This is a genomic window from Bartonella sp. CL435QHHD (genome assembly GCF_042195095.1).
GTDB lineage: Bacteria > Pseudomonadota > Alphaproteobacteria > Rhizobiales > Rhizobiaceae > Bartonella.
Genome location: NZ_JBHINS010000007.1, coordinates 25590 through 52407, shown reverse-complemented (window position 1 = coordinate 52407; position 26818 = coordinate 25590). Strand labels below are relative to the sequence as shown.

Below are 26818 nucleotides of genomic sequence, written 5' to 3'. Positions count from 1 at the left end.
TATCATCTCTAGAAAAAGCACTCAAACCAACGAAATTATCGTATCATTTTTTACACTTTTCCGTATTTTTGTGAAAGCAATTCGCGGACCTCATCAGCTATTTTAGTTCCACGACTTGCACAACTGACCTTAATCAACCGATGCAAACTTTCTGGTATATCAATCGTGAGGCGCTTCATACCTCCACTCATGCTCCCTTTGTGGCTTCCTACCCATGCATCCGCTGTTAAAGGAATTGATTTATTCGTTGGTTTTGTGCCGATTTTAATTTTTTTATTCATCGCGCTAACTCCTTGATTTCGGCTGCAACCGCTTCAATCTCTGCTGCTGCTGGTCCTTGCTTATCAACTTCATAAACCGCCTTCCCCTGTGCTGCTGCTTCTGCAAAAATCACGCGCTGCGCAACGCTAGAAGAAAGAACATGCACAGGGTATATGCCAAGAGCTTCGTTCACATCACGCCCTATCGCTGTATTGACTATTTTACGATTAATGACAAAAGCAGATTTGAGATTTTCTTTATAAACACGTGCTTCGTCAATCAGCTTTACAATTCCATCCGCTGCCCAAATATCATAGGGACTAGGCAAAACAGGTATAAGCACCAAATCCGAAGCCATAAGAGCACTACGAGCAAGATCAGTTACACGCGGAGGACCATCGATAATAATATGATCATAACCATGACCAATCTGTGTAATCTCTTTGTGAACCGTTGCACGCGGTAAACCAATAACCGAAAACAAAGGTGCATCTTCACGCGCAGCAGCCCAATCCAATGCGCTTCCCTGTGGATCAACATCAATAAGCAATACCCGTGCACCGGTACGGGCAAAACTGGCCGCAAGATTAACACTCAACGTCGTTTTTCCGACACCTCCCTTTTGATTCAAAAGTCCAATAATCATTTATTACGCCTTTCAGCATTATCGTTTTTACGATTATACAGAAAGTAATAAAAGAAACAAGCATCCAATACGTGCAAAATAACCATTTCTCCTATTTTTAGGATAAATAACAATAGCCCGCAATTTTTTATAATATTCTTTTAGCATGAGCAAAAACATTATGAAGATGATATTCTTGAAAAGAACAAAATAAATTTAAAAGAGGCATGCTCTTCTTCCCCCTCCCTAAAACGAAGATTCTTAAATCCATGTCGATCTGTAAACAATGCGCTGTAAATGATCCAGCTTCTTATTTTGCACCTGCCATTTGGGCTTCTCCCTTCATGCTATCCACTTAATACAACTCTACAAACAAGCTCCACTCTGAATATACAACAAACTATAAGGAGAATTCATTGTTTTACGCATTGAATGAGAGAGCTGAAATCAGGAAGATTCTCTCATTTCATGCCTCTTATATTAAATTAATCAAAATCATATCTCTTGTACGTTACAAGCGGGATTGGCGTGTGGGCAAGAACTGTACAAAAAAGGATTTAAAATGCTTCTTATGCAGAATCTCCAGTACCAAGAACTATTACAATATTGGGGGCTGGCAAATATAATAGGTGCCGACTTCCTTCTTCATAAGCGTAAAAAGGGTGGTGATCCATGAATTTTATACTCTTTGACGCTCGACAGAGTAAAATGGGCTTAAGAGAAATAAGGGTGCCTCTAGCAAGCGCGTAAACAAGCAACACAATGAAATGTCTATGTTTAGTAAACACTATAGATTATCCACAAAGACCAAACATCCGTCTTTCATAAATCGCATAACGAACATGTTGCGGAGTGAGATATTTTGCATCTTATAGCTCATTTTTCCCAAATAGATTTTCTCGACAAAAAGAATATTTTTGTTAAGATGCCACTGAAAAACTTACCTTCATTATGTTCTTTCTATATACCAGACCAGAGGGTATCGTGAAGATCATGCAATTGGGAATAAACAAAAATGAATTTACAACAAATTGAACCTGATATTTTTATCAGCGCCCAACTTAGCATAGAAAATATCAAAACATTGGCACAAGCTGGTTTTAAAACAATTATCTGTAACCGCCCCGATCACGAAGAGCTCCATCAACCTGACTTTTCTAGCATTAAAACGGTCGCAAATGAATATGGCATAAAAGCCTATCACATTCCCATTTCTCCTCCAACTATAGAAAAGTCAGCTGTTGAAGCCATGCAAACAATTTTAAAAACAGCCTCTCTGCCTCTTCTTGCCTATTGTCATCACGGATCACGCTCGCTGCATCTTTATCGTTTAGCGCGTCTTTAAACAGAGGTTTCGCACACTTCCTCCTCGCCTTAAAAGACGAAAATTCTTAAATACACATCGATTTGTAAAAAACAATCTGTCAATAATCTTTGTCTTGCGCCTTTCCCTTGGCTTGCCACTTCATAAAACTCTACAAGCAAGCTTTGCTCCTCAATATACAACAAGCATGCACACCCGACGCCATAAAAATGCGTGAAAATTCATATGATGATCAAAGAAAATTATTTTCACCTCACTTTTTATCACTGCTCCACCTTTTTTTCTCTTCCTTTACCAATACGAGCTCATTCGTACGCCACAGACACCTAAAACGACAGTAAAACCACTAAGAAAACCCCATATTCCGAATAAAAGGCGTGCAGAGTATTTTATAAAAAAAGCCGTAAGCCATAATCTATGATTAACTACAACATATTGATTTATAACAATTAATTATTTTGCACGTTGAATGATAAATCCTAATACCGTAAGATTCTCTCAAGTCTATTTATAGTGAAGCAATCAAAAGCGTGTTTCTTGCATGTCACAAGCAGGAAGTATTCGTGTGAAATAAAACGAGTTAAGAACAAACTCTCATAAACGCTCTCAAATAGCCAAGACTGTACAAAACTGAAGGCTTGTCAATATAACGGATGGTGTCGGATTGCTCTTTTATTAGGCATAAAGATGATAGCGCTCAACGAAGCTTGCACGATACCATTCATGAGAGCCATCATGAAAATGAATATGGGAAGCGTTGAGAGATATTTCTTCAAAAGAAGCGCATAAATTAGCAAAACAAGGATATTCCAGCATTTTATTTTACCTGTGGGGCGTGATATCCTATTCAAAGAACAACAAAAGCCTGAAGCTGTTATTTTCATGATTTAAGAGATATTGCTCTGGACCCTTTTGAAAGTAGCAAAGCCGAATTTAAAAAAGACTGTCATCTGGACTGATTTTCCCCTTTATAACTTCATATTTTCCCCAATAAAGCTGTAAACCGGTTTCAGAGATTACGCAAATGGATAATGCAATAGGGCTCTCCTCATCTAGCATACAAAAGCTGTAACAGTAGAGAGAGCATTAAAGCGCTTTAATCTTTGTCTCAAACATACTGCTCGCGTTGAGGAACACTAAAGAAAAAGTTTTATAAGAAAAACAACACCATAAAGTCATGAATAGACCGAACATAGATTGGAAAGATGTTCTAACTTTTATCCAATATTTCTATCAAAAAACAACAAAACATTATTGGCTTTGTGTTTTCATATCCTTACAAGACTGTCTTTCCTTTTCATTATAGGCGTTACATTTGTGAAAGACAAAGGAAATATATGGATAGTTTTTAACTTGAAAATCTGAAAGATTGACGTGTTACGACAACAAAATTGTGCCTTTATCCATCAAAAGCATTAGAAATTTTGAAACAAATACACCTGCTTTCTCGCAATGATTTCTTTTATCTACAATCAATCGCAGTCTCCTTAATATGCATTCCCCATCACAATATACAAGAGAAACGAAACGTAAAGCATTTTCCAGCAGCTTCATTCTCGTTTACGTGATTGGTTAGCACGAAAACTGCTGCTGAGCACTAAATCTTCTTCACAAGACTCGACAAACAAAACTTTTGTAAAAATATTCATTACATAATACAAAATATCACATGCGTAAGGTTACACGAACCAACTCTCATCATAAACGATGATACGGCATAAATGACATAATAAGCCAAATTAGAAAAAAGAAACAATAAACTTTTAAAATAAAAAAAGTCATCAATTAAATTTTATCAAACTATAAGCTTAAAATCGCAAGAAATTTTAAAAACAGCCTTTCTCCTTCTTCACGTCTATTATTGCTAAATAGGCTGGTTGCTTATTCTTTACTGCATCTTTTATGATGAGTTTTAACGTATCAGAAAGAAACAAGCAGTAAAGTTTTGAATGACAACAAAAACCATAAAGTTAACTTTGAAAAAAATGATGCCAAAATCAGATCTTCAGATATTCGATTCTCCCTCTCAACAACGGAAAAAACATATATTCCACGATGTTTTGGAATATATGTTTGTGATTATAATCACTTTAAGTGCTATTTTTACGGCTATTCTCTCTTTTTCAGATCAGTTTAGGACATATTTTTAAAAGTAAGCAGCCTATCCAACGTTGATAATGGTTGTACTGTCTTTAAAATTTCTTTTGCTTTTTTTTCATCACGATGCATTTGCGCAATCAAAGGTTCAAGCCCATCAAATTTTTCTTGTCCTCGCAAAAACTGGAAAAAAGAAACGGTACAGCTTTCCCCATAAAGGTCGTCGTTAAAGTCAAACAAATAGGTTTCCAAAAGGGGCGCACCATCTTTAACAACCGTTGGACGACAACCAAAGCTTGCAACACCATCATACAAAACACCGTTCGCACGACGCAAACGTACCGCATAAACACCATGAGCCAAACGAACTTGGGGAGGCAACATTTGATTAGCGGTAGGAAATCCCAAAAGACGTCCAAGTTTTTCACCTTGAATAATATTGGAGCGTATCCGATAGTGATACCCTAATAAATGGGCTGCTTTGTCCACTTCCCCTTGTGAGAGAAGTTGCCGAATAAAACTAGAAGAAATGATCAAAGGTTGTGAATCTTGAGAACGAGAAACGCAAGAAACTTGCACAACCTCAAATCCATATTTCTCTCCCCTTTGGCAAAGAAGATGTACATTTCCGCTTTTCTGATGACCAAATTGAAAATTTTCGCCTGTCACCACAACTGAAACATCAAAAACTTCCTTTAAAAACGACTTGATAAATTCGTCCGCTGAAAGAGCGGCAAACTGTGCATCAAACGGCTGTTCAATCACGCAGTCAAAGCCAAGGGTTTTAAAAATTTCAGCTTTTTCAGCTGCCTCTGTCAAACGATAGACAGGAGCTGAATGTTGAAAAAAACTTCTTGGATGGGGTTCAAAGGTTAAAACAACTGCTGGTTTCTTTTTTATACGGGCGAAATCAAGCGCTTTTTGCAACACCACCTGATGTCCGCAATGAACACCATCAAAATTTCCAAGTGCCAACACTGCTCCCCGCCAAGCCGAGGGAAACATATGAATTCCCTGAAGACGCAAAAAATTAGTCATTACTGAAGTGCCCACATGATTGCTTGTGGTTTATAACCATGACGTTCAAGAAAAGAATGCAAAGCTTGCTTATCAACCACACCATTTTGCGTATAATCATAATGATGAATCCCCCCCATAATATAAAGGGCATCAAGACCAAAATGAGCCGCCCCCTTAATATCCGTTAAAAGACCATCACCAATAGCTAAAACTTGACTTTTTTCTACTGTTCCCCGTATTTTTTGAAGTTTTTCAAAGGCACATTCATAAATAGGCGCGTGAGGTTTTCCAGCAATGCGCACCTCCCCCCCTAATTGTTGATAAAGACGAGCCAATGCACCAGCGCACCAAAATTCTTTATTTCCATAATGGACAATCACATCTGGGTTCGCACAAATAAAAGGTAAATTCCGCGACCGCATGCGACGAAACATCTCCTCATAAGCAGAGGGTTCTTCGTCAAAATCCTCAAGAAAACCGCTACAGACGACAACAGAAGCCTCCCATTCTTCAACAAATTCACACTCTAACCCTTCAAACAGCACCAAATCATGCTGTGGACCAATGAAAAAAACTTTACGCGGAGCAGTCAGAATAAGATCGCGCGTTACATCCCCTGAAGTGATAATGGCATCATAATAGTCGCTATGAACATTCATACTTTGTAATTGAGCAGCAACATCTTCCCGTAGCCGAGGAGAATTGGTCAATAAAATGACAGTTTTTCCCATTTGTCGGATTTTATACAACGCCTTCAACGCTGGTTCAAATGCATGTACACCGTTATGCACAACACCCCACACATCACAAAAAACAGCATCATAATGCGCTATAATAGTCTCAATATGGGTAACTTCATTCATGGTGCACCTATCTCTATTTGTCATTTAAAGCTGTCTTTTACTTCAAAATTACTTACCGAAAGATAATACTTGTGTCATCTGCTTTCTCAAACCATATCCCAACTTTTTATCGTCTATAGAGATCATAAGAAATGATAAAATAACTAAGTTATCATTAAGTTGTGCAAAATTCTAAAATGCTTGATAGCAAAAGCTTATCATTCCCCAATGCTCATTTTTCTCATAAAAATTTTAATTCTAACAACAAAGACGTTGGTAGAGTTTTTTATCTAAAATACTCAAATTCTTCACTGAGAAAATAAACGTATCCCCCTCTTAAAAACATGCATCATGAGAAAGCCCAATATATTTTCTCATTTCAAATCTGTTTATATTGAATCAATCAAAACTATTGACTTGCACATTATAAGCGGAGAGCCTACAGATAAAAACACGTGAAGAAAGAAAAAATAGCTCTTATGCTCCCTTTCAAAGGCAAAAACTGTCGTAATATTTTGAACTGGCCGAGAGTATATGCCGTCCGAGCATCTTTTTTTCAATATAGCTTTTATCCCATTCATAGAGGCTTTTACACAACACACTTTACGAAGCACCATTGTAAAATAGGCGCTAACATTGAGAAATATCTTCTTAAAAAAATGTGTGAATATACAACAATCAGATCTATAATGTTTTGAGTTTATTTTGCATGAGGGCTCTTTACTCATAAAAGCTTTCCCCTATCATCATGATATCTCAGACGCATCAAAACAAGCCATTTTGGTTATTGGTTAAGAGCAACACCGTAAGCGGTGCCTTGAGCTTAAAAACCAAGGTTTACCTTCGTAAAATGCATATCTGATGTCATGCGTTTAGTAAGCAAACCTTAAAAGTTTGAAAGGCAAACAACCTCTCATTTGGAAAAATCTTGTCCGTCTCAAGAAAAACTATTTTTATTGCCAATCTCCTAAAATTACTTTATGAGTCAGAAAGTGTCTTGGTCGCATACGCAACGACCAATAGGGATTAAAAGCCTGAAAACTCAAACATGAATTGACCCCGCTTTGCGGGTATCCCGGAATTCCGGGAGATTTTGCTATGTCCAAGTTCTTCTCAGCACTAAAAGCAAAATGCTGATTTGAGTTCAGTACTTTTAACTCCCGGAATACTCATGCGAGGGCGCTCGCAACCGGTGGGGGAAAAATGCAAGCTCCAAATCTTAATATTGATCTTTTTGTAGGCAAAAAGATTCGCTTTAGGCGAAAAATGCTAAAAATGTCTCAAAAAACATTAGGGCATTATTTAGGTGTCACTTTCCAACAAATCCAAAAGTATGAAAAAAGCTTAAATCGCGTGAGCGCAGGGCGTTTAAAGGAAATTTCCGATATTTTGAATGTTCCACTTGCCTTTTTTTACACTGATATCATCAAAAAAGACAACACCCCGTACCATTATGACGAAATCGCCTCGAGCAAAGAGGAATATTTGCTTTTAAAAAGTTTTAGAGTCCTCACATCTGTCAAGCAGAAAGCGATTTTAAACTTAATTTGTGATCAAAATTAAAACGCTTTAAAAGCATAGCTATAGGGTACTACACGCCCTATTCTTGGCTTTCTCCCCACACCTTCAAAGGATGCAACCCCCTTCTTAAACCGGTTGATGAATAATCCGCCTTCTCAAAAACAGCTCCTTCTCAGATTCCCATTTCATATGGTTCCTTTCACAAAATTATACAAGCAAGCCCTCCCTTGAATATTCACCACACTCTCTCATCAAAACACCCCATGTATAAAGTCTTATGTCTTATATCACCACACCCGCAAACGATAGCGTTTTACAGCACAACAGAATAAGCATTTATCCGTATTTAAAGGGGGCCCTTTTTTCGCTATGGACGCTCTCTTTATTTTAGATGATGTGCATTTAATATATCTTCTATTAAAGACTTAGTATCTGTTATAAAGTCTTAAAGGCATATTTTTCCTTTAAAATCTCAATGCTACAGCAACTCCATCATAAGGCAACACATTGATTTATAATGAGTATTCATTATTTTACATGTTAAATGAGAATCCAGAATATCGTAAGATTCTTTCATTTCAAATCTGTTCCATGTTGAATCAACCAAAACTATATCTCTAGCAGGTTACAAGTGGGAAGAGGCGTATGGATAAAAACTATTATGTAAGAATTAAAAATGGCTCTTATGAACCTTCTCAATTACCAAGAGCTGTAAGCAACACCCACAAGCTGACAAACTGTGTCATGGTGCAAGGCTTACTCCGTTATGAAGCGTAAAGATGGGGGGCTCAATGGATTTACCCTTATACCCTTTACGAACAGCGTCGCAAAATAGGCTTGGATACCTTGAGAGATATTTCTATAAGACAATGTATCTAGTTCTCTCATGATCATAATCCTCAATCTGATAAAGTTGAAACAAACAATAGGATTGCGAATATGATTTAGGGAGCTCATCTGAAAGATGAAAAATGATAAAAAATTCCGCTATAACAATTGAAGAAGCGAGCATTCGTTGAGCCGTAACTTCTTTATTTTAGAATTTTTATATCACACTTTACTGTTGAGATGCATGACCACTGTCTGTAACATCAAGCTTTGGCGAGAAAAACATTTCAGTATCTGCTTGTAAGACATTTTGACAGTTTTTAGATTCCTTAACAGCTTGTCCTGAAAAAAAAACACTTCATTCCCCATTCTTCTTTTAATTTTGCATCTTTTTTAAAATCTTCTACGCTATAGTTTTTTTCACACCCCACGACGAATAATAGAGCCGTGCATAATAAAATAATTTTTTTTCATTTTATCCCTCTTTAAATATCTTATCTGTTAATATCATCCCCCCAAATGAGGGTTGAATTTTCACACTGTATGAGAATACAGCCTCACTATCACTTACTTGCTTTCAAAGTGAACACTCTGAGTAAAATAACGCAAAGAAGAGCTCACAATAGCTATCATATGAGTTTGTCATAAAATACAATGAGAAGGAAAGAGCCCAAACTAAACACAAATGACGAAATCAGAAGGCGCATTAATGCTTTTGTCCAACTAATTTCAAATAGTTACATTGCAATAAGCATCGCCCCTAGCCCTATAGAAAGCCTATGAGCATTATAATACTTAAGTCTCACGATCAATGGGTGACAAAGCCATAACAAAAAAGTATGAGCTCTTTTTACCTATTTGTATGTTGATTATTGTTCCCCCATCGAATGCTTAAATAGAAACGTTTTACGGTACATAGAAAACAATCAACAAGGCAAATCATTTTTACGAAGATTTCTTCGTGTAGAGTCTACTTGAAATCCATCCATCTTTTAGAAATCTGAATTTAGAAGCAGATAATTATGAAAGCTTTTCAAGGAATGCAACAGATTGATCACTTTTAAAGAAGTAAAAAACGTGATCCAATCCTGAAGATAAAATTCTGATGAAGAAAACTTTTGCTAGGAATTCTTTTAAGGCATTGTAAAATATTCTATCAGTTATATCAAACGTTATCCCATTTTGGGGGCTGTTCATTTTTCACTTTTTCAACTTCGCTCTAGAAATCCGTTTCTTGAGCGTTTTTTATCGTCTCACTTTCTCCTTCAAACACAAATACTCAAAAATGCTTTGCCACCAACAATGAAGTTTTCCTGCTTGTATAAAACACATAAGTAAAAATAGAAGAGCGATTTTGAGAGCAAACCTCCCTGAAAAAGGAAGTATCATCCATTTACTTCATAAACGAAAATAATCTCACGGTTTATTCAAATTTGCTCTATGGTTTGGTACAATTTTATTGATAAAGCTTTCTCTATAAAGATTTAAGTAAATATGTTCGTTAAAACCAATCACGGACTTGCAAAGGGGTTGTAAGATCCATTATCTCTCCGCCATTTTAAAGGTTCAGTGAAATCACTTGACCAAAGACCAATCTTGTTGCCACGTGCTTTTTCTTCCGCATGATGATACTGGGCTGGAATAGGATTTTTTCTCTCTTTTGAGAGTACCAACATACCTTCTGTAAGACCTGCCTCAGCTAAATCAACCCCTTGAACAAAACATTGCGCATAATAAACACCATTGTGCATCAAAGCCTGTTTACAGGATAAATCCTGCCCAAGTGTTTTGGTGACAAGCCAAGCCATTGTAACCACACCACAGGGCCATTCTTGATCATTTAATCTTGCTTTTTGACGGGGTGCACATGTGTCTACACCATAAAGATGAATATCACGGATGATATGTGATCGCCAAGATTGTGCAGAAGGCGTCAGTAATTTAAATGTAACCCCACTTGTAACAGAGGCCTTACCATGAAAAACAACAGCATTATTTGCAACATCGTTTAATGAAACACTCTTCTGCAAATCGAGAGCTGATTCATTTTTTTCTAATTGCTGTTTGGTGATAGATTTACCCAACTTTTTTTCTTCTCGATAGAGATCGACAATATCTTGTATATCTTGCGTCTCAAATGTTTTAAGAATGCTGAAATCCATTTTATCTTTATATTGGCTTAATCCCCACACTATGGAACCCATAATGTAAACAATAACAATCAATTTAAATAGCATTTCTTAACACGCTCGCTCAAAAAATTCATTGTTTTTCTATCCTTTCACATTATTTATCAGCAATCCCCTTGTTTTTAAAGAAAAAATTCAAATATCTGTGTTGCATATTAACTACACTTTGTAAAGAATAATATTCCTTCTTGCATTGTTTTAATATTGTTGTTTTTACAAACGAGTACAACTTAAAATTGCCATTTTCATGTAGCACAATCTCAATTTGAAAAGACTTCTGTCTCTTTAAGAAGAAGAGCTTGAGAGTGAACAGATCCACGATCAAGGCTTTTAAAACAAACAAACGAGGAGAATTAAACTGTCATCAAATGACAACACTCTCCAGTTTGTTAGAGGCAATGGAATGTCGACATATGAACAAATATTATTTGTTAAAGAGAGGTAAAATGACAGATAATAGATTCCAAAACATCATTTTTATCGTGACCATGCTGCTTTTTACGGCAGTTTTTGTATCTGATCTTTCTTATGCTGCTCCTGCTGCTAGTGGAGGTGGTTTCGGGAATCTTGATGGTGTTTTAGGCAACATTGTCGCAATGATGACGGGTGCAACGGCAAAGCTTATTGCAATTATATGTGTTGCTGCTGTGGGGATTGGTTGGATGTACGGCTTTATTGACTTACGCAAAGCAGCTTACTGTGTTCTGGGGATTGCTATTGTTTTTGGTGCCCCTGCTCTCGTTGGTAAATTAGCGGGCACAACATAAATGAACGAAGATACTCTTTTCCTTGCCTGTACGCGCCCAGCCATGTTTGCTGGTGTTACAATGGAAGCGATGGCGCTTAATGTCATGGCGACATCCATTCTTTTCATTTTGACCAGTGATTTTACCATGTTTGGTCTTGGGATTGGGATACACTTTATTTTGCGAGAAGTGACAAAGTATGATCACAACCAATTTCGCGTATTATTTGCATGGCTCAATACTCGAGGAAAACAAAAAAACCTCAACAGATGGGGAGGAGGTTCGACCTCCCCTTTACGCCTTATCCGCACTTATAAGGAACTAAGCTGAAGGAACGAAGCCGGTGAAACAGATGTCAATAATGAAACGGGAAACTTTGCCTGAAGAATATATTCCCTATATACGCTACATCAACCAACATGTCGTTGCTTTAAATTCACGTTGTTTAATGGTTGTGTTGGCTGTTGAGGGTATAAATTTTGACACTGCGGATATTGATCAATTAAATTCTTTACACAACCAATTAAACACCCTTTTAAAAAATATCGCAGACGAACGGCTTGCTTTATATTCTCACATCATCCGCCGCCGTGAAACGATATACCCAGAAGGTCATTTTCTTTCATCTTTTGCAACAACATTAGATGAAAAATATAAAAAGAAAATGGTTTCACAAGAACTGTATAGAAATGATTTGTTTATTTCACTGCTTTGGAATCCGGCAGCGGATAAAACAGAAAAGCTGGTTTCATTTTTTCAGCGCTTGAGCAAAGCGAAGAAAACACAATCTGAACCCGATGAGGAAGCTATTCGTAAACTCGAAGAGTTAAGTCAAGATCTTATGCAAGGTTTGGAAGAATATGAAGTCCGTCTGCTATCAATCTATGAACATGAAGGACTTTTATTTTCCGAACAAAGTGAATTTCTCCACCAGCTGGTAGGGGGAAGACGTGAGCGTATTCCTCTCACATTTGGAACTATTGCTTCAACAATTTACTCAGATCGTGTTATTTTTGGGAAAGAAATTATCGAAATTCGCCATGAAAGCAATGAACGCTTTGTGGGCATGTTTGGATGGAAAGAGTATCCTTCTAAAACACGCCCAGGTATGACTGATGGTCTGCTTACGGTGCCATTTGAATTCATTTTAACACAATCCTTTGTCTTTAAAAGTAAGGCAGCCGCCAGTGCGATTATGAGCCGCAAACAAAATCAAATGATCAATGCAGCTGATCGTGCTAGCTCACAAATCGATGCACTAGATGAAGCGCTAGATGATTTAGAATCAAACCGTTTTGTTTTGGGAGAACACCACATTTCTTTAGCTGTTTTTGCTGATCATCCCAAAATATTGTCTGAAAACTTATCAAAAGCACGTTCCCATTTAACCAATGGGGGAGCGGTGATTGCCAGAGAAGATTTAGGATTGGAAGCAGCATGGTGGGCACAGCTTCCTGGAAACTTTAGCTATCGGGCGCGTTCAGGCGCCATTACTAGCAGAAACTTTGCCGCTTTATCGCCTTTCCATTCTTTTCCCGTTGGCAAACTGAACGATAATGTTTGGGGAGCTGCTGTCGCATTGCTAAAAACACAGGCTGGTTCACCTTACTATTTTAATTTTCATTATGGCGATCTTGGAAACACGTTTGTTTGTGGTCCATCGGGATCCGGTAAAACAGTGATTGTTAATTTTCTTCTTGCACAATTACAAAAACACAATCCAACAATGGTTTTTTTTGATAAAGATCAAGGAGCAGAGATTTTTGTACGGGCTGGAGGAGGGAAATACAAACCTTTAAAAAACGGGCAGCCCACGGGTATTGCTCCCTTAAAGGGCATGGAATACACCGAAAAAAATAAAATCTTTCTTCGTAATTGGATCTTAAAGCTGGTAAGCGCTGAAGGGCAAATCGTAACAGAAGAAGAGCGACAAGATATCGCCAAAGCTATTGATTCCTTAGAAAACTTACCCCCAACCCAGCGCTCTCTTGGTGCACTTCAACTGTTTTTTGACAACACATCCAAAGAAGGGATTGCCATACGGCTGCAACGCTGGATTAGAGGCAATGATTTAGGATGGGTTTTTGATAATGATCAAGATGATCTCAATTTAAATGCGCAATTCATTGGATATGACATGACCGATTTCTTAGACAATGAAGAAATTCGGCGTCCCTTAATGATGTATCTCTTTCACCGCATTCTTGATTTGATTGATGGGCGGCGCATCATTATTGTCGTTGATGAATTCTGGAAAGCTTTGGAAGATGATTCATTCAAAGCTTTTGCTCAAGATCGGCTAAAAACAATCCGTAAACAAAATGGCATGATGCTCTTTGCAACACAAAGCCCTAAAGACGCTTTGAACTCAACAATCGCGCACACAATTATTGAGCAGTGCCCCACTCAAATATTTTTTCCAAATCAAAAAGCAAATTATAATGATTATGTCGAAGCTTTCAAACTTACTGAGCGTGAATTTGAACTGATACAGTCAGAATTAAGCAGAGAATCCCGTCGTTTTCTCGTCAAACAGGGGCAAAGTTCCGTTGTTGCAGAACTTAACTTACGTGGAATGAATGATGAGATCGCCGTTTTAAGCGGCACAACAAAAAACATTGAACTCATGAATGAAATTATCAACGAATATGGAGCTGACCCTGACAAATGGCTGCCCATATTTTATCAAAGGAGAAAAAATCAATGAAAAAATATGGCTTAGTTACACTGTTATCTTTTTCTTTTATTTCTCATGCAATATCACAAACGACACCCGATGCGGAGGAATATTATAAACAAGCACTCGAGAACACACAAAAATTAGATGCTGCAAAATCAGAAACAGCTGAAAGCATTTATAAAAGTGCAACAGATACTGCAAAAAAAATTAAAGAAATAAGTAATCAACTTGAAAATATTAAATCAAAACCAGACACAAAACCCGAAGAATTGCAAGCCATTCGACAAGAGATTCAAGTAAAGCTTTCTCTTCTTCAAGCAGGTCTTCAAGTAAGTTCTTTAAAACTTCAGTCTCTTGATATGATTCAAGCAAGAGATACGAAAACAAAAGATGAATTACGTGAAGAAAAGGAACAACAAAAGCATAAATATCTTGAGGCACAATTAAAAGAAAAAGAAAAACAATTAAAAGAAAAACTTGAAAGTACGAATACAAATGTCAGACTTTAGTTTTTCTCCCTTTGAAAGCGTTTCTGGGTATATTTTAAAACCCTTAGATAATGTGATGGACACAACGGTGAGTGGGCTATCTTCTGCTATTTCAGCGCCCTTAAATCTCGCTGCAATCATTTTTATCTTTCTTTATGGCTATAATGTTATGACAGGTCGCGTTGCGCTTTCCATGCATAGTCTTCTCAATAATGTTGTTAAAATCGTTGTTGTTACAACAATGGCAACGAATGCGGATACATTTAATACTTACGTCAAGGATATTTTCTTCAAAGATTTATCCAACGCTATTGGGAATGCGCTTAACAGCAATCCTGCAAGCTCCAATGTTTTTGATTATATTTTGTTAAAGGCAAGTTCGCGCTATCAAGAAGTCTTATACAATGCTTGGTTTTTTGAAAAGATCATTGTGGGTCTTCTTGGTTCTATCATGCTTCTCGCGGTTATTCTTTTTTGTATAGGTGGTTTTATTGTGCAAATGTTTGCACAAGTTGCACTCGTCATGATTATAGGTCTTGGTCCTCTATTCATTAGTTTGTATTTGTTCAATGCAACGCGAAAATACTCCGATGCATGGATTACAACTTTGATCAATTTTACCATTTTACAAGTTCTCGTGATCATGCTTGGAACCATTATATGTCAAGTTATCCTCCAGGTTCTCAAAGTTTCATATGAATCAATCTATGTTCTTTTCCCCCCTGTCATCGTCATTTCGATCATAGGGGTTATTATCTTCCGTGCGCTTCCCGGTATTGCAACAGCGCTGGCCTCTGGCGGACCATACTTTAACACTGCTGTCTCTTCAGGAGGACAGGTTTTCACAATGCTTGCCAATAGTGCAAGAGCGAGTGGGAATGCAATAAAAAGTGCCACTTTACAAATCTCAGGAGCTGCCGGTAAAGGTGCGGCAGGTGCGGCGGCAAAAGCAGGAAGATCCGGAGGTGGACGTGGTCGATTTTAAGATAAAGCACCTCTTTAAAAGAATAAGCATTTTTGTTTTTGCCTTGCGTGCGCCCTTTGGCGCACGCACCATGATCTTTTTCCATGAAAGATCTAGCATCTTGGGTCTTACAACAAAACCAATAAAAATCTTGCATCATATAAATTTGTAAAAATGTTCAGAATAAAGGCTCTCATGCATTGTATTCCAAGATATTTGTGAGTTCAAAAAATGAAACGAAAAATAACTTTTGTTATGGTCCTAACAATCGCTCTTACTGGTTGTGCCTCTTTGAGTGGCCCTAAAAAACCACCACGCTGTAATGGCAAACATACACGTGCTTTAAATAAAGATAAGTGGAATTGGGACAATAAAAACGTTGTCCACTCAGAAAAGAGCGTAAAGCCTGTTACCACTCCCATCATTCTCAATACTTTGGAAAGTGAAAAGGTAACAGCCAATTTGGCACTCAATTCAGCTTTATTAAAGCCGGTTATTCATGAAGCACGATCTGATAAAAAAGTGGAGGTTATGCGTGAAAAGTGATGCCCTTGAAGAATATATAAAAGAAGCGCGCTCATTTGACATTGATCGCATGCATAGCATGCGCGTGCGGATGAAAATTTCCATGGCTTTAACAGTGCTTTTGGGATTGATGACGATTGCGCTGGCTTTAGCTGTCGCAGCTTTGACGCCTTTGAAAACAGTAGAGCCTTTTGTTATCCGCGTTGATAACTCAACAGGCATTATTGATACTGTAAGCGCCCTAAAAGAATCCCCTAACGACTATGATGAAGCGATAACGCGTTATTTTGCCAGCCAATATGTTCGTGCTCGTGAAGGTTTTCAAGCATCCGAAGCAGAAAACAATTTTCGCTTAGTTTCTCTTTTATCTTCTCCAAAAGAACAAAACCGTTTTGCAAAATGGTACGCGGGCAATAATCCAGAAAGTCCGCAAAATATTTATCATAACATGATTGCTACGGTCACAATCAAATCAATCTCTTTTATAAGCAAAGATCTTATCCAAGTTCGTTACTATAAAACGATCAGAGACTTTAATGAAAAAGAAAATATTTCCCATTGGATTTCAATCTTAAATTTTTCCTACGTGAACGCACACATTTCAACGTCTGATCGTCTTATCAACCCTCTTGGTTTTCAAGTATCGGAATATAGATCTGATCCAGAGGTGATAAAATGATCAGACTTTTACAAACAATCTCTTTAATTTTTACGATCACTTTCAGCTTTCACACAGTTCTCTCACTTGCAGAAACAGCGCCTGTCAGTGCACGTAAAGATAACCGCATCAGATTTGTCAATTATGACCCCTACAACGTCGTACAAATCATTGGCTCCATTCGCTCTTCGGTTCAACTAGAATTTGCCGTTGATGAAGAAGTAACCTATGTAGGAATTGGAAATTCGGTTGCTTGGCAAGTTGCTCCGGCTGGACACTTTGTTTTTCTCAAACCACGTGAAGTCCAACCTGTGACCAATTTACAAATTGTCACAAGCCGCCAAGATGGAACACAACGCTCTTATCAATTCGAGCTACAAGTCCGTGAAGGTGATGTTTCAGCCGGCAATGAGACGTATTTCTTGGTAAAGTTTCGTTACCCAGAAGATGAAGCATTACGTAAGAAATTAGCCGAAGCAGAAAAAGAAAAACAACGTGAAGAAAACTTTGTCAATGATATTTTAAATATCCATGAAGATTTTGGACCACGCAATTGGGCTTATGAAGCCCAAGGCTCTTCCCTTATTGAACCCGCTTCTGTCTATGATAATGGGAAAACAACAACCTTTATCTTTTTAGGCAACATTGAAATCCCTGCCATTTACATTGTATCGCCTGATGGGCAAGAAGCGCTTATTCCCAAATCGATTAAAGGCAACAAAGTTATTGTTCATGCAACAGGTGCACAATTCACGTTACGACGTGGGAATGAAGTATTGTGCATCTTTAATAAAAGGTTCGTACCAGAAGGAATTAATCCTGAAACAGGTACGACATCACCATCTGTACAACGTAAAATGAACCTAGGAAGCAGCCATGAATAACACCGTGGATGAAAAAAGCATTAATGATCGCGATACAATAAAAAATGCTCAAGGGAAAAGTCAACAGAACAATGTGGGGAAAGCTATTGCTCTTATTATTCTTTTCAGTGTCTGTCTTTATTTAGCCTATTCAACACTTGTTACAGACAAAAAACAACCAATTGAATCTTCAAAAGAAGGAAACGTTATAAAACAAACAGAGCTTTTTCGCCCTGCAAAGCCTACCCCTCCCCCCTTTGAACAGCCTCAACGAAATAACGCTCTATTACCAAAAGTCGAGCTACCAACACCAAACATCAATCAATTAAATTCTGATAACTCACTGCTGGAAGCAGCACAACGTGCTCCTGTATTAGCTTATGCAAGTACACAACAAGGCAAAATAAATTCACAAACAAATAATGGTGTTTTGCCTCACCAACTTGAAAGCAAACCTGATGAAATAACACAACGTTTTAATCATCTTCTTAAACCCACAGTGCTTGAAGGTATTCGTGCTTCAACCCTTGGCAATCGAAACTACATCATCGCGATGGGAACGTCTATCCCTTGTATTTTAGAAACAGCCATCAACAGTGATCAACAAGGTTTTGCCAGTTGTATTGTTTCCAGAGATATCTTATCAGACAATGGTCGTGTTGTCCTTCTTGATAAAGGCACCCAAATTGTTGGTGAATATCGCGCCGGATTGAAAAAAGGCCAAACACGTCTCTTTGTACTATGGAATAGAGCAAAAACCCCCAATGGTATCATTATATCCTTAGCTTCACCGGCAACGGATGCTTTAGGGCGTTCTGGTATGGATGGAGATATTGATAACCATTGGCTTGAGAGGATTGGGTCTGCGCTTCTTGTATCACTAATAAAAGATGTAACACACTATGCCAATAAACGTTTATCAAAAAAACAGGAAAAAGAAGAAACTGAAACAGTCTCTTCAGGACAAAACATCGCAAACATTCTCGTAGAAAATTACGCCAATATTCCTCCAACATTATCCAAAAACCAAGGGGAAATGGTGAATATCTTTGTTGCCCGCGATTTAGATTTTTCCAGCGTTTATAAATTGAAAGTCATCGAAAACAAAAAACAGATTATCAATCGAGCTGTTTCAAGAAACTTTTACAAAAATTCGGCGGTAACTTTAGAATGAACTCAAACTTACATACCATGAGCGATGAAACCGTTGCGATTGTTCTCACAAAACTTGAACCCATCAGTACTTTTTTGAAAGATGATAGTCTCTTTGAAATTGTTATCAATCGTCCCTATCAAGTAATGACTGAAGGGTTTGATGGATGGAAAACAATAGAAGCTCCGGCTCTCTCTTTTAATGAGCTTATGGGGATTGCGAAAGTTGTCGCATCCTATTCCAAGCAAAACATATCGGACAAAAACCCAATATTATCTGCAACGCTACCAGGCAATGAGCGTATTCAAATTGTCATTCCGCCCGCTGTCGAAAAAGACACGATTAGTATGACAATTCGTAAACCGTCATCGCAGAGTTTTTCTCTCGAAGAGCTCGCAAATAAGGGCCTCTTCTCGCTATGTGAACGGGTATCTTTCACGCCCTTGCATGACTATCATTCTCGTTTTAACGAACTCAAAATCATCGAGCATAACTTAGCTCATGCCTACTGTAATAAAGACTTTGTCTCCTTTTTAAATCAAGCTGTAGAATGCCAAAAAAATATTTTAATTGCGGGAAAAACCGGTTCGGGTAAAACAACATTATCAAAAGCATTAATCGCAAAAATCCCTCAAGAAGAGCGTATTATCACCATCGAAGACACACAAGAATTGGTGATACCACACCCTAACCATGTCTCAATGTTCTATTCAAAAGATGGACAAGGCTTAGCCTCCGTTGGCCCCAAAGAGTTGCTTGAATCATCTTTACGGATGCGTCCTGATCGTATTCTTTTGCAAGAACTTCGAGATGGTACAGCCTTTTATTATATCCGCAATGTCAATTCAGGTCATCCAGGCTCCATTACAACGGTTCATGCCTCAACAGCCCTTGCAGCCTTTGAGCAGATGACCCTTTTGGTCAAAGAAAGTGAAGGCGGTGGTGATTTAGAGCGTGATGATATTCGAGGACTGTTGATTTCAATGATTGATATCATCATCCAATGCAAACGGATTGAAGGAAAATTTAAAGTCACAGAAATTTATTACGATCCCTTCAAACAACGAAACATCTTTGGAGGGGACTAAAGGAAGATCACACCGGCTGCCAAAGGCTCTTTTAAAGAAACGATTGCAAATAAAAGGAAAAATGCGTGAAAACCAAAGAAACAGAAAACAGAGAAAATCTTTTATCGATGACAGAAGAAGAATTGAAAAAACGCCGTGAAGCCGTTGAATCAGCCATCAGCACCCATGCAATAGAGGGAATAGCGCTTCATTCCAAAACGTTGAAAATTTTAGAAGAATACGCAAAGGGGAATATTTCACTCGAAGAATTTAATACTCTTATGGACAACACGACATTATAAGGAAGCTACAATGCCAAAAGCAAAATTAAAAAAAACAGATGTGACATCCACAGTGCCTTCCCCTGAATATTATATGTATCCTAAAAGCAAAACATTAAAAAATAAATATGGAATAACAAACCTTGACGCTTTTACGGCAAGATGTGCGCATGATTCAGCAAAAGCGATGGTTAATCTGCGTGAAGCCCCCTTACCAGAAAAGTTTGATAGCTCCTATCTATGCCTTATTCATCAATGTCTATTTGAAAATACCTTTGAATGGGCTGGACAAACCCGCAATGTTCCCTTTACATTTGAAGATGGTACTACTGCCGTCGCTCCAGTAATGAAAAAAATAACAAATTTTGCAGTCGGTAGCGAATTACAAGAAGGTTTACAAAAATTAGATCAAACGCTTGCCGAAAAAAATAATTTGCAGGATTTATCATGCAAAGAATTTGCTTATGAAGCAGCCAAAATATTTGCCTCTCTCAACTATACACACCCCTTTAGAGAAGGCAACGGACGTACACAACGGATCTTTTTTGAAAATCTTGCCAAAGCCGCAGGGCATCAGCTTGATTTTTCACTGGTTACAAAAGAACGCATGTTGGTTGCTAGTGTTGCAGCAATACAAAATGACAATCTAGAACCAATGCAACATCTGTTTGACGATATCTCTAATCCCAATAAAATACCTCTTTTAAAGGAATTCATGAGCAACACGAAAGAACTTGGGCGTAGTGTGAATGATCGCCCTGTTATGGTCACAAAGGAAGGTGAAACCTACACGGGCACCTATAGAGGTGCTGGTCTTAACAGCTTTGCCTGCAATGTAAAAGGAGCTTACATTATCGGCAATAAAGAACATCTCACACCAGAACAACTCAAAACATTAAAACCCGGTGATAAATTTACCTTTACCGTTCCCGAAACAAAAGAGCTTGAAAGCATTCTTATTCCAGAAGAGAAATTAGCCCCTTTGACAAAAAATGAAACGGCCCAAATGGTTGCAGAAGATGCCTGTGTCCACGTAAGCCTAAAACAGGTCCAGAAACTGTCAAAAATTGTTTATGGTAATACAAAAACATTAGACAAACAGATGGTAGAAATCATCAAAAATCCAAGCTTAGGCCAACAGCTCGCCAACAAGATTGAAAGGGCACCGAGCTCTGTTTCTCGTCTTGCAGGTTTCAGTTTATGTGGACTACAAAATCAGGCACGTGCAAACGCTAAAAATCATATTGGTATGCTCTGTACTGCCGTTGCAAATTTCGCGTATGCTGTAAAATATGCTGAAAAGGAAATCACGCAAGAACATGCAACAGAACAAAGTCGCCTTGCAAAAACAATAGAAATGCCAAGTCAAAGCTTGCAAGATCTCTTCGCCTTGCCAAAAGAATTACAGCAGGAAGCTTTAGCAAAAAATCCTTTATGTCAAAAAGAGCTCAGCAACTTTGTAAAAAAGATCAACACCCGTCTTTCACCAAATGAACATAAAGCAGTTCAAAATAATGATTATGAAACACTGGCTCAAAGCATTGGTGTATCAGAAAATAAAGCCAAACAAATTACACAAATTATTAAGCAAACCAAAGAAGTACATCAGCAAGCACAAATATGCACAATGCGCCATTCCAAAGCATTCGCTATGGCCTGCTAAGAATGGATAAAACCTTCCTCCTTGATGAGAAAGGCTCATAAACGAAAACTGTTTGGCGTTATCTGCACCTTTGCAAAAAGAGATGAGAGTTAATATCACGTACCTGAAAAAGAGCATTTCGCAACATATTCTGATAGAATTGAGAGTAAAATACAATGAAATATACCAAAACACAAATGGTACTTATTTTAACACCAGTCGCTTTAGGTGCTTTAACGATATTCCTTGTCCCTCATTTTTTACTGTTAATAACAAATGGACTAAAGAGCGATCAAATTTATTGGACTCTTCGTTCTGAGCCTTTATTAGTCTTAGCACTAACGGCTGCTGTTTCATTGTTGTATAGTCTGTCGCAAAAACTGCACTTACGTAAAATAATCACTTTTGTCTCCGTTGTTTTTTTTGGAACAACCGCTCTTTACTATATTGGTGGTGAAATAAAACGTTTAAGTCCCTATGTTGGCCAACAAGGAATAACGTGGAGCTATGCGCTTCAATTCATGGACCCCATGGTTGTCTTTGGCATCATCATTGGTGGTTTTCTTTCCATCATTCAATTCATAACAACCTCTCCACCTAAAAATAAGGTCAAGCGTGCAAAAAAAGGTGTTTTTGGTGAGGCCTCTTGGATGAATTTAAGAGAGGCAGCAAAAATCTTTCCTGCCAATGGGCAAATTGTTGTGGGTGAAAGATACCGTGTTGATCAAGATAATGTGTGCAAAATTCCCTTTGCGCCTGGCAATAAAACAACATGGGGAAAGGGTGGAACAGCCCCTTTGCTAACCTTTAATCTTGATTTTGGTTCAACTCATATGATCTTTTTTGCTGGTTCTGGTGGCTATAAAACCACAAGTACAGTAGTTCCTACGTGTTTAACCTATCCAGGGTCTATTGTTTGTCTTGATCCTTCAACAGAAGTTGCCCCAATGGTCAAATTTGCGCGTCAAAAGATGGGGAATAGAAATGTCATTGTTCTCGATCCCAATTCATTTTTAACAAAAAATTTTAATGTCATCGATTGGCTTTTAGACGACAGCGTACCACGCACACAACGCGAAGCGAATATTGTAAGCTTTTCCAAGTTGCTCCTTACAGATAAAAAATCAGACAATTCTTCAGCAGAATATTTCTCGACACAAGCCCATAATTTATTAACAGCTCTTCTTGCTCACGTTGTATTTTCTGATGAATATGAAGACAGCGAGCGCAATTTAAAAACATTGCGTGGCATTCTCTCTCAATCAGAAACAGCTGTTGTTAATCAATTACGCATGATTCAAGAAACAACACCTTCTCCTTTTATTCGTGAAATGGTTGGTATTTTTACAGAAATGGCAGAACAAACCTTTTCAGGAGTCTATACAACCGCCTCAAAAGATACCCAATGGCTTTCTTTGTCCAATTACGCAGATCTTGTCTGCGGAGATGATTTTTTTTCCTCAGATATTGCAAATGGCAATACAGATGTTTTTCTCAATCTCCCCGCAAGCATTTTAAACAGTTATCCAGCTATTGGACGTGTAATTATTGGCGCCTTTCTCAATGCCATGGTTACAGCAGACGGTAACTATAAAAAGCGTGTTTTATTTGTCTTAGATGAAGTTGATCTTCTAGGCTATATGAATATTTTAGAAGAAGCACGCGATCGTGGACGTAAATACGGTACATCCTTAATGCTTTTTTATCAATCCTCTGGTCAGTTGGTCAATCACTTTGGAGAAGCCGGAGCACGCTCATGGTTTGAAAGCTGCTCCTTTGTCAGCTATGCTGCCATTAAAGACCTCCAAACAGCCAAAGACATTTCAGAACGCTGTGGCCAAATGACCGTTGAAGTCACCGGAACAAGCAAATCAAGAGGCTTATCCTTAGGAAAGAGTTCATACAACGTCAATTACCAACAAAGAGCCCTGATTTTACCCCATGAAGTTATTCAAGAAATGCGTCAAGATGAACAAATTATTCTTATGCAAGGACACCCCCCTTTGCGATGTGGTCGCGCCATTTATTTCAGAAGAAAAGAAATGTTAGCCGCAGCTGCAAAAAACCGCTTTGCCCCACAAAAGAAAAACTAACCTCCTATTATGAGATCTTGACTATGAAAAGAACAACCACAAAAACAACATAGATTTCTATTTTTTAAAAACCCGTTAACAAAAAGTTTTTGAACGCTTCCTCACACATATAAGGAAAACATGATAAAAAAATCCGTGTTTTTTCCTTTTTGTATTTTGTGTATCGTTTTACCAGCGCCCATCATCTTTATAAAAATACCACCCCCTCAAATCACCTATAACTAAACCAACATCTCCACTTGGGAAAGTCTGCAAATACATTCCTACAAAGCTTTTTGTGTATAATTTATCTCCTACAAACAACCAAAAACATTTCACAACGCTAATCCCCAATATCAAGACTTAAGAAAAACAAAAGATTGATCTTTGAGACAAGAACTCTCAAAACACCCACACTCAAGAACATCGATTTTTCCCAAAAAACATTTAAGATATACATCAAAATGAATAAATCATTCTTATACAAGCTTTTCCCCCTTTACGATATCATAAAGTGTTCTATTTTAATGATAAAGCGCTGAAAAAGGCTTTTCTCCCAACCAAAGAAAGAGTTTTCTCTCTTATGGATCTTAGAGCAGCGCAATACAATAAGAGCAACAATACAAAATAAAAAACATTTTGTTGCAAAAATACACAAACAAGATGTTCGTATGGCAAGATATTCATATGGAGCAGTAAGAAAAACATAATGGAGAAAAATTCTTGATAACTGCTTTTACCCATAGATTCACCAATCTGAGTACTGTGTATAAAAAGTACCAGCACCATCCGCTAACCAAGAGCGATCGCACCCGCCATATCCACGCCCCTCATCAAAGCGCTCTTGCAAACAACTTTGTTAAAGGAAAAAAACAACAATTTTAAGCAACATTTTTCTTTTTGACCTCTTCCTTACACCTCAAAGAACGAAGATTTTACCCAAAGTCAATTTGTAGAAAATCCATTTTCTAACTACTCATGGGATTCATATCAAGGCCCTCAATACCAGTATTTTACAGCACAAGGTAATAAACAAAGGAACCATCAGAAAAACTTTTCAAAAATAAATGAAAAAAGAAAATAGGCATGAAAACAATCATAACAGAACATTTTGCACCTCTTACACCAAAAACCTTTCAAAAGCATCACAAAACGATTGCTACAACTATCCATACACTGGAGGGAAAAGTGCTTCCTCTCATAACTACCAAAATCTCAAAAGAATACGCGAAGGGGAATTTTTCACATGCAGCGTTTAAGACGCTCATCAACCACCACCCTACCTACTTAGGAGAGATTATATGTTAGAGCAAAATTATCTATATAAAGGTACCCCAACACTCAAAAATAAATATGGCATAAAAGACCCCAAAAAACTGTATGAACGCTGTGCTCATGATACCGCCAGAGAAGCCGTCAATTTTCGCCACGAACCACTTCCACAAAAATTTGATGCTTCCTATCTAAAACTAATCCACTGGAGCCTCTTCCACAGAACTTTTGAATGGGCTGGAAAAACCCGCGATACATCCTTTACATTTGAAGACGGCACCACTGCCCATATGCCGGCGATGCGTCCCAAAGGTTATGAAGTTCCTTTTGCTATCGGACCGCAGATTCAAAAAGAACTAAAACAACTCGCAAAAACACTTAATGAGAAGAACAATTTAAAAGGTTTATCGCGCCAAGAATTTGCTGAAAATGCCGCAGAAGTTTTTATGGCGCTCGAGCACGCACATCCTTTCAGAAAAGGGAATGGGCGCGTCAATCGAATGTTTATGGAAAAACTTGGACAAGCCGCAGGACATACCATTGACTTTTCTTTCATCACAAAAGGACGCATGACAGCAGCTTGTATTGAAGCCATGCAATATGGCAATCCCCAACCGATGAAAGATCTTTTTGAAGATATCACACATCCGCAAAAATCCCTTGTTTTAAAAGAATTCATCTCCCAAATGAGAAACGCGGGACTGGATGAAATTAACAATCGTGTTGTTGTTGCAACAAAAGAAGATGTAACCTACGAAGGCGTGTTTAGAGGTTTTTCAGCAGAAGGTTTTGTCATGGAAGTAGAGGGTGCTTTCGTCGTCGGCCACAAAGATGATCTCCCCCCAGAACTCGTCAAAACATTACAAAACGGTACTCGCCTCTGCTTTCAAAAAACCAACGTTCAAAATGTAAAAGAAATATTGATCCCAAAAGAAACATTAGAATCTCTCACCCATGAAGAGTTATTCACAAAGATTTCAAATGACGCTTATGTTGAAGCATGCCGAAAAGAAATCAAAAATTTATCAAAGACTGTTTATGGTAAAATCCACGCCTTAAATACAAAAATAGATATCTTAACGGCTGATCCAAGCTTAGGAAATCAATTTGCTGATGAAATTTTACAAAACCCTCAATCAATTTCTAAACTTGCAGGGAGAAAAATACTTGACATGAAAAGCCCAAATCGCAGACTGGCGGAACAAACTGCTCCACAACTCAGCCAAGCCCTTAAAAATTATGCCACAATAACACAACAAACAAAAGAAGAAATTTTAGAGCAACATCAAAGAGAACAAAATCGCCTGAGTCACACTGTCGAAACACCTGGAAAAAATTTACAAAACCTTTTTGCCTTACCAAGAGAACAACAAAAGGAAGCTTTATTGCATTCTCCAACACTACGACAAGAACTCCATCACTTTTCGCGCCAACTACACAATCGTCTATCCTCAGAAGAGCGTAAAGCCATACAAGAAAAAGATCATACCAGACTAGCGTGCCTCCTTGGGACATCGGAAAGCAAAGCAAAAGAAATTGCGAATACTGTAAAGAACACCCAAGAAGCACAATGTCAAGCCCGCAGCTTGAAAGTTAGTCGCTCTTCATCGCTTGCTCTTACCGGCTAAAAACGCGTGAACTTTTGCCTTCCAACTAACTCTTAGCGCCAATCATTTTATCTCCATTACGCTCACCAATTG

General features: G+C 38.0%; 24 protein-coding genes. 17 read left to right on the top strand and 7 right to left on the bottom strand.

Features of this window, described 5'->3' with window-relative positions:
* Positions 1-50 precede the first annotated feature (50 nt).
* Both ACFILH_RS00390 and parA read right to left on the bottom strand, forming a co-directional pair.
* Positions 51-281, bottom strand: coding sequence for a plasmid partition protein ParG (locus ACFILH_RS00390; RefSeq protein ID WP_273790969.1), 231 nt, complete (start codon positions 279-281; stop codon positions 51-53).
* The gene (gene parA / locus ACFILH_RS00385) at positions 278-907 is read right to left on the bottom strand and encodes a ParA family partition ATPase (protein WP_273790968.1); all 630 of its coding nucleotides are present in this window, start codon (positions 905-907) and stop codon (positions 278-280) included. The genes ACFILH_RS00390 and parA overlap by 4 nt, the downstream gene beginning before the upstream one ends.
* 994 nt (positions 908-1901) lie before the next feature.
* On the opposite strand from parA, the gene ACFILH_RS00380 reads away from it, so the two are divergent.
* The gene (locus ACFILH_RS00380) at positions 1902-2231 is read left to right on the top strand and encodes a TIGR01244 family sulfur transferase (protein WP_375610590.1); all 330 of its coding nucleotides are present in this window, start codon (positions 1902-1904) and stop codon (positions 2229-2231) included.
* A gap of 654 nt (positions 2232-2885) precedes the next feature.
* Here ACFILH_RS00380 and ACFILH_RS00375 read toward each other — a convergent pair.
* The 3 genes from ACFILH_RS00375 to ACFILH_RS00365 form a co-directional block, all read right to left on the bottom strand.
* Positions 2886-3026 (bottom strand): hypothetical protein, encoded by a 141-nt coding sequence (locus ACFILH_RS00375; RefSeq protein WP_375637739.1) that lies wholly within the window; start codon positions 3024-3026, stop codon positions 2886-2888.
* 1317 nt (positions 3027-4343) lie between these two features.
* Positions 4344-5345: a bifunctional riboflavin kinase/FAD synthetase gene (locus ACFILH_RS00370; protein ID WP_273790966.1), complete on the bottom strand. Its 1002-nt coding sequence runs from the start codon at positions 5343-5345 to the stop codon at positions 4344-4346.
* Entirely contained in the window at positions 5345-6190 is an 846-nt protein-coding gene (locus ACFILH_RS00365; RefSeq protein ID WP_375660101.1) for a TIGR01459 family HAD-type hydrolase, read from the bottom strand. The genes ACFILH_RS00370 and ACFILH_RS00365 overlap by 1 nt, the downstream gene beginning before the upstream one ends.
* 1182 nt (positions 6191-7372) lie before the next feature.
* Between ACFILH_RS00365 and ACFILH_RS00360 the strand changes: the two genes are divergently transcribed.
* Positions 7373-7732 (top strand): helix-turn-helix domain-containing protein, encoded by a 360-nt coding sequence (locus tag ACFILH_RS00360; protein ID WP_375637740.1) that lies wholly within the window; start codon positions 7373-7375, stop codon positions 7730-7732.
* Between the two features lie 1115 nt (positions 7733-8847).
* Here ACFILH_RS00360 and ACFILH_RS00355 read toward each other — a convergent pair.
* Positions 8848-8949 carry a hypothetical protein gene (locus ACFILH_RS00355; protein ID WP_375662725.1) on the bottom strand — a complete coding sequence of 34 codons (102 nt, stop codon included), beginning with the start codon at positions 8947-8949 and terminating at the stop codon, positions 8848-8850.
* A 1080-nt stretch (positions 8950-10029) separates the two neighbouring features.
* Positions 10030-10755, bottom strand: a complete 726-nt coding sequence (locus tag ACFILH_RS00350) for a hypothetical protein (protein ID WP_375667190.1) — start codon at positions 10753-10755, stop codon at positions 10030-10032.
* A 398-nt stretch (positions 10756-11153) separates the two neighbouring features.
* On the opposite strand from ACFILH_RS00350, the gene ACFILH_RS00345 reads away from it, so the two are divergent.
* The 15 genes from ACFILH_RS00345 to ACFILH_RS00275 all read left to right on the top strand — a co-directional run bounded on the left by ACFILH_RS00345 (position 11154) and on the right by ACFILH_RS00275 (position 26746).
* A complete protein-coding gene (locus tag ACFILH_RS00345) occupies positions 11154-11474 on the top strand; it encodes a TrbC/VirB2 family protein (protein WP_273790962.1) in 321 nt (106 codons plus the stop codon).
* Positions 11475-11783 carry a type IV secretion system protein VirB3 gene (locus tag ACFILH_RS00340; protein ID WP_273723684.1) on the top strand — a complete coding sequence of 103 codons (309 nt, stop codon included), beginning with the start codon at positions 11475-11477 and terminating at the stop codon, positions 11781-11783.
* A gap of 22 nt (positions 11784-11805) precedes the next feature.
* On the top strand, positions 11806-14160 hold the full coding sequence (locus ACFILH_RS00335; protein WP_375637760.1) for a VirB4 family type IV secretion/conjugal transfer ATPase: 2355 nt from the start codon (positions 11806-11808) through the stop codon (positions 14158-14160).
* Positions 14157-14642 (top strand): type IV secretion system protein VirB5, encoded by a 486-nt coding sequence (locus ACFILH_RS00330; RefSeq protein WP_375667189.1) that lies wholly within the window; start codon positions 14157-14159, stop codon positions 14640-14642. The genes ACFILH_RS00335 and ACFILH_RS00330 overlap by 4 nt, the downstream gene beginning before the upstream one ends.
* Entirely contained in the window at positions 14629-15606 is a 978-nt protein-coding gene (locus ACFILH_RS00325; RefSeq protein WP_273790982.1) for a type IV secretion system protein, read from the top strand. Before ACFILH_RS00330 ends, ACFILH_RS00325 begins: the two co-directional genes overlap by 14 nt.
* A gap of 210 nt (positions 15607-15816) precedes the next feature.
* The gene (locus ACFILH_RS00320; protein WP_273790959.1) at positions 15817-16131 is read left to right on the top strand and encodes a type IV secretion system protein VirB7; all 315 of its coding nucleotides are present in this window, start codon (positions 15817-15819) and stop codon (positions 16129-16131) included.
* A complete protein-coding gene (locus tag ACFILH_RS00315) occupies positions 16085-16789 on the top strand; it encodes a virB8 family protein (RefSeq protein ID WP_273790958.1) in 705 nt (234 codons plus the stop codon). Before ACFILH_RS00320 ends, ACFILH_RS00315 begins: the two co-directional genes overlap by 47 nt.
* Positions 16786-17652 (top strand): P-type conjugative transfer protein VirB9, encoded by an 867-nt coding sequence (gene virB9 / locus ACFILH_RS00310; RefSeq protein WP_273790957.1) that lies wholly within the window; start codon positions 16786-16788, stop codon positions 17650-17652. Before ACFILH_RS00315 ends, virB9 begins: the two co-directional genes overlap by 4 nt.
* The gene (gene virB10, locus ACFILH_RS00305; RefSeq protein WP_375631334.1) at positions 17645-18805 is read left to right on the top strand and encodes a type IV secretion system protein VirB10; all 1161 of its coding nucleotides are present in this window, start codon (positions 17645-17647) and stop codon (positions 18803-18805) included. Before virB9 ends, virB10 begins: the two co-directional genes overlap by 8 nt.
* Positions 18802-19872, top strand: coding sequence for a P-type DNA transfer ATPase VirB11 (gene virB11 / locus ACFILH_RS00300; RefSeq protein ID WP_273790955.1), 1071 nt, complete (start codon positions 18802-18804; stop codon positions 19870-19872). The genes virB10 and virB11 overlap by 4 nt, the downstream gene beginning before the upstream one ends.
* Before the next feature lie 107 nt (positions 19873-19979).
* Complete coding sequence (locus ACFILH_RS00295; protein WP_375631348.1) at positions 19980-20153, top strand: antitoxin VbhA family protein; 174 nt, start codon at positions 19980-19982, stop codon at positions 20151-20153.
* Between the two features lie 10 nt (positions 20154-20163).
* The gene (locus tag ACFILH_RS00290) at positions 20164-21795 is read left to right on the top strand and encodes a BID domain-containing T4SS effector (protein WP_375660104.1); all 1632 of its coding nucleotides are present in this window, start codon (positions 20164-20166) and stop codon (positions 21793-21795) included.
* A gap of 155 nt (positions 21796-21950) precedes the next feature.
* Entirely contained in the window at positions 21951-23867 is a 1917-nt protein-coding gene (traG, locus tag ACFILH_RS00285; protein ID WP_375667188.1) for a Ti-type conjugative transfer system protein TraG, read from the top strand.
* Between the two features lie 1065 nt (positions 23868-24932).
* Complete coding sequence (locus ACFILH_RS00280; protein ID WP_375643570.1) at positions 24933-25154, top strand: hypothetical protein; 222 nt, start codon at positions 24933-24935, stop codon at positions 25152-25154.
* The gene (locus ACFILH_RS00275) at positions 25148-26746 is read left to right on the top strand and encodes a BID domain-containing T4SS effector (protein ID WP_375667187.1); all 1599 of its coding nucleotides are present in this window, start codon (positions 25148-25150) and stop codon (positions 26744-26746) included. Before ACFILH_RS00280 ends, ACFILH_RS00275 begins: the two co-directional genes overlap by 7 nt.
* Positions 26747-26818: the final 72 nt, after the last annotated feature.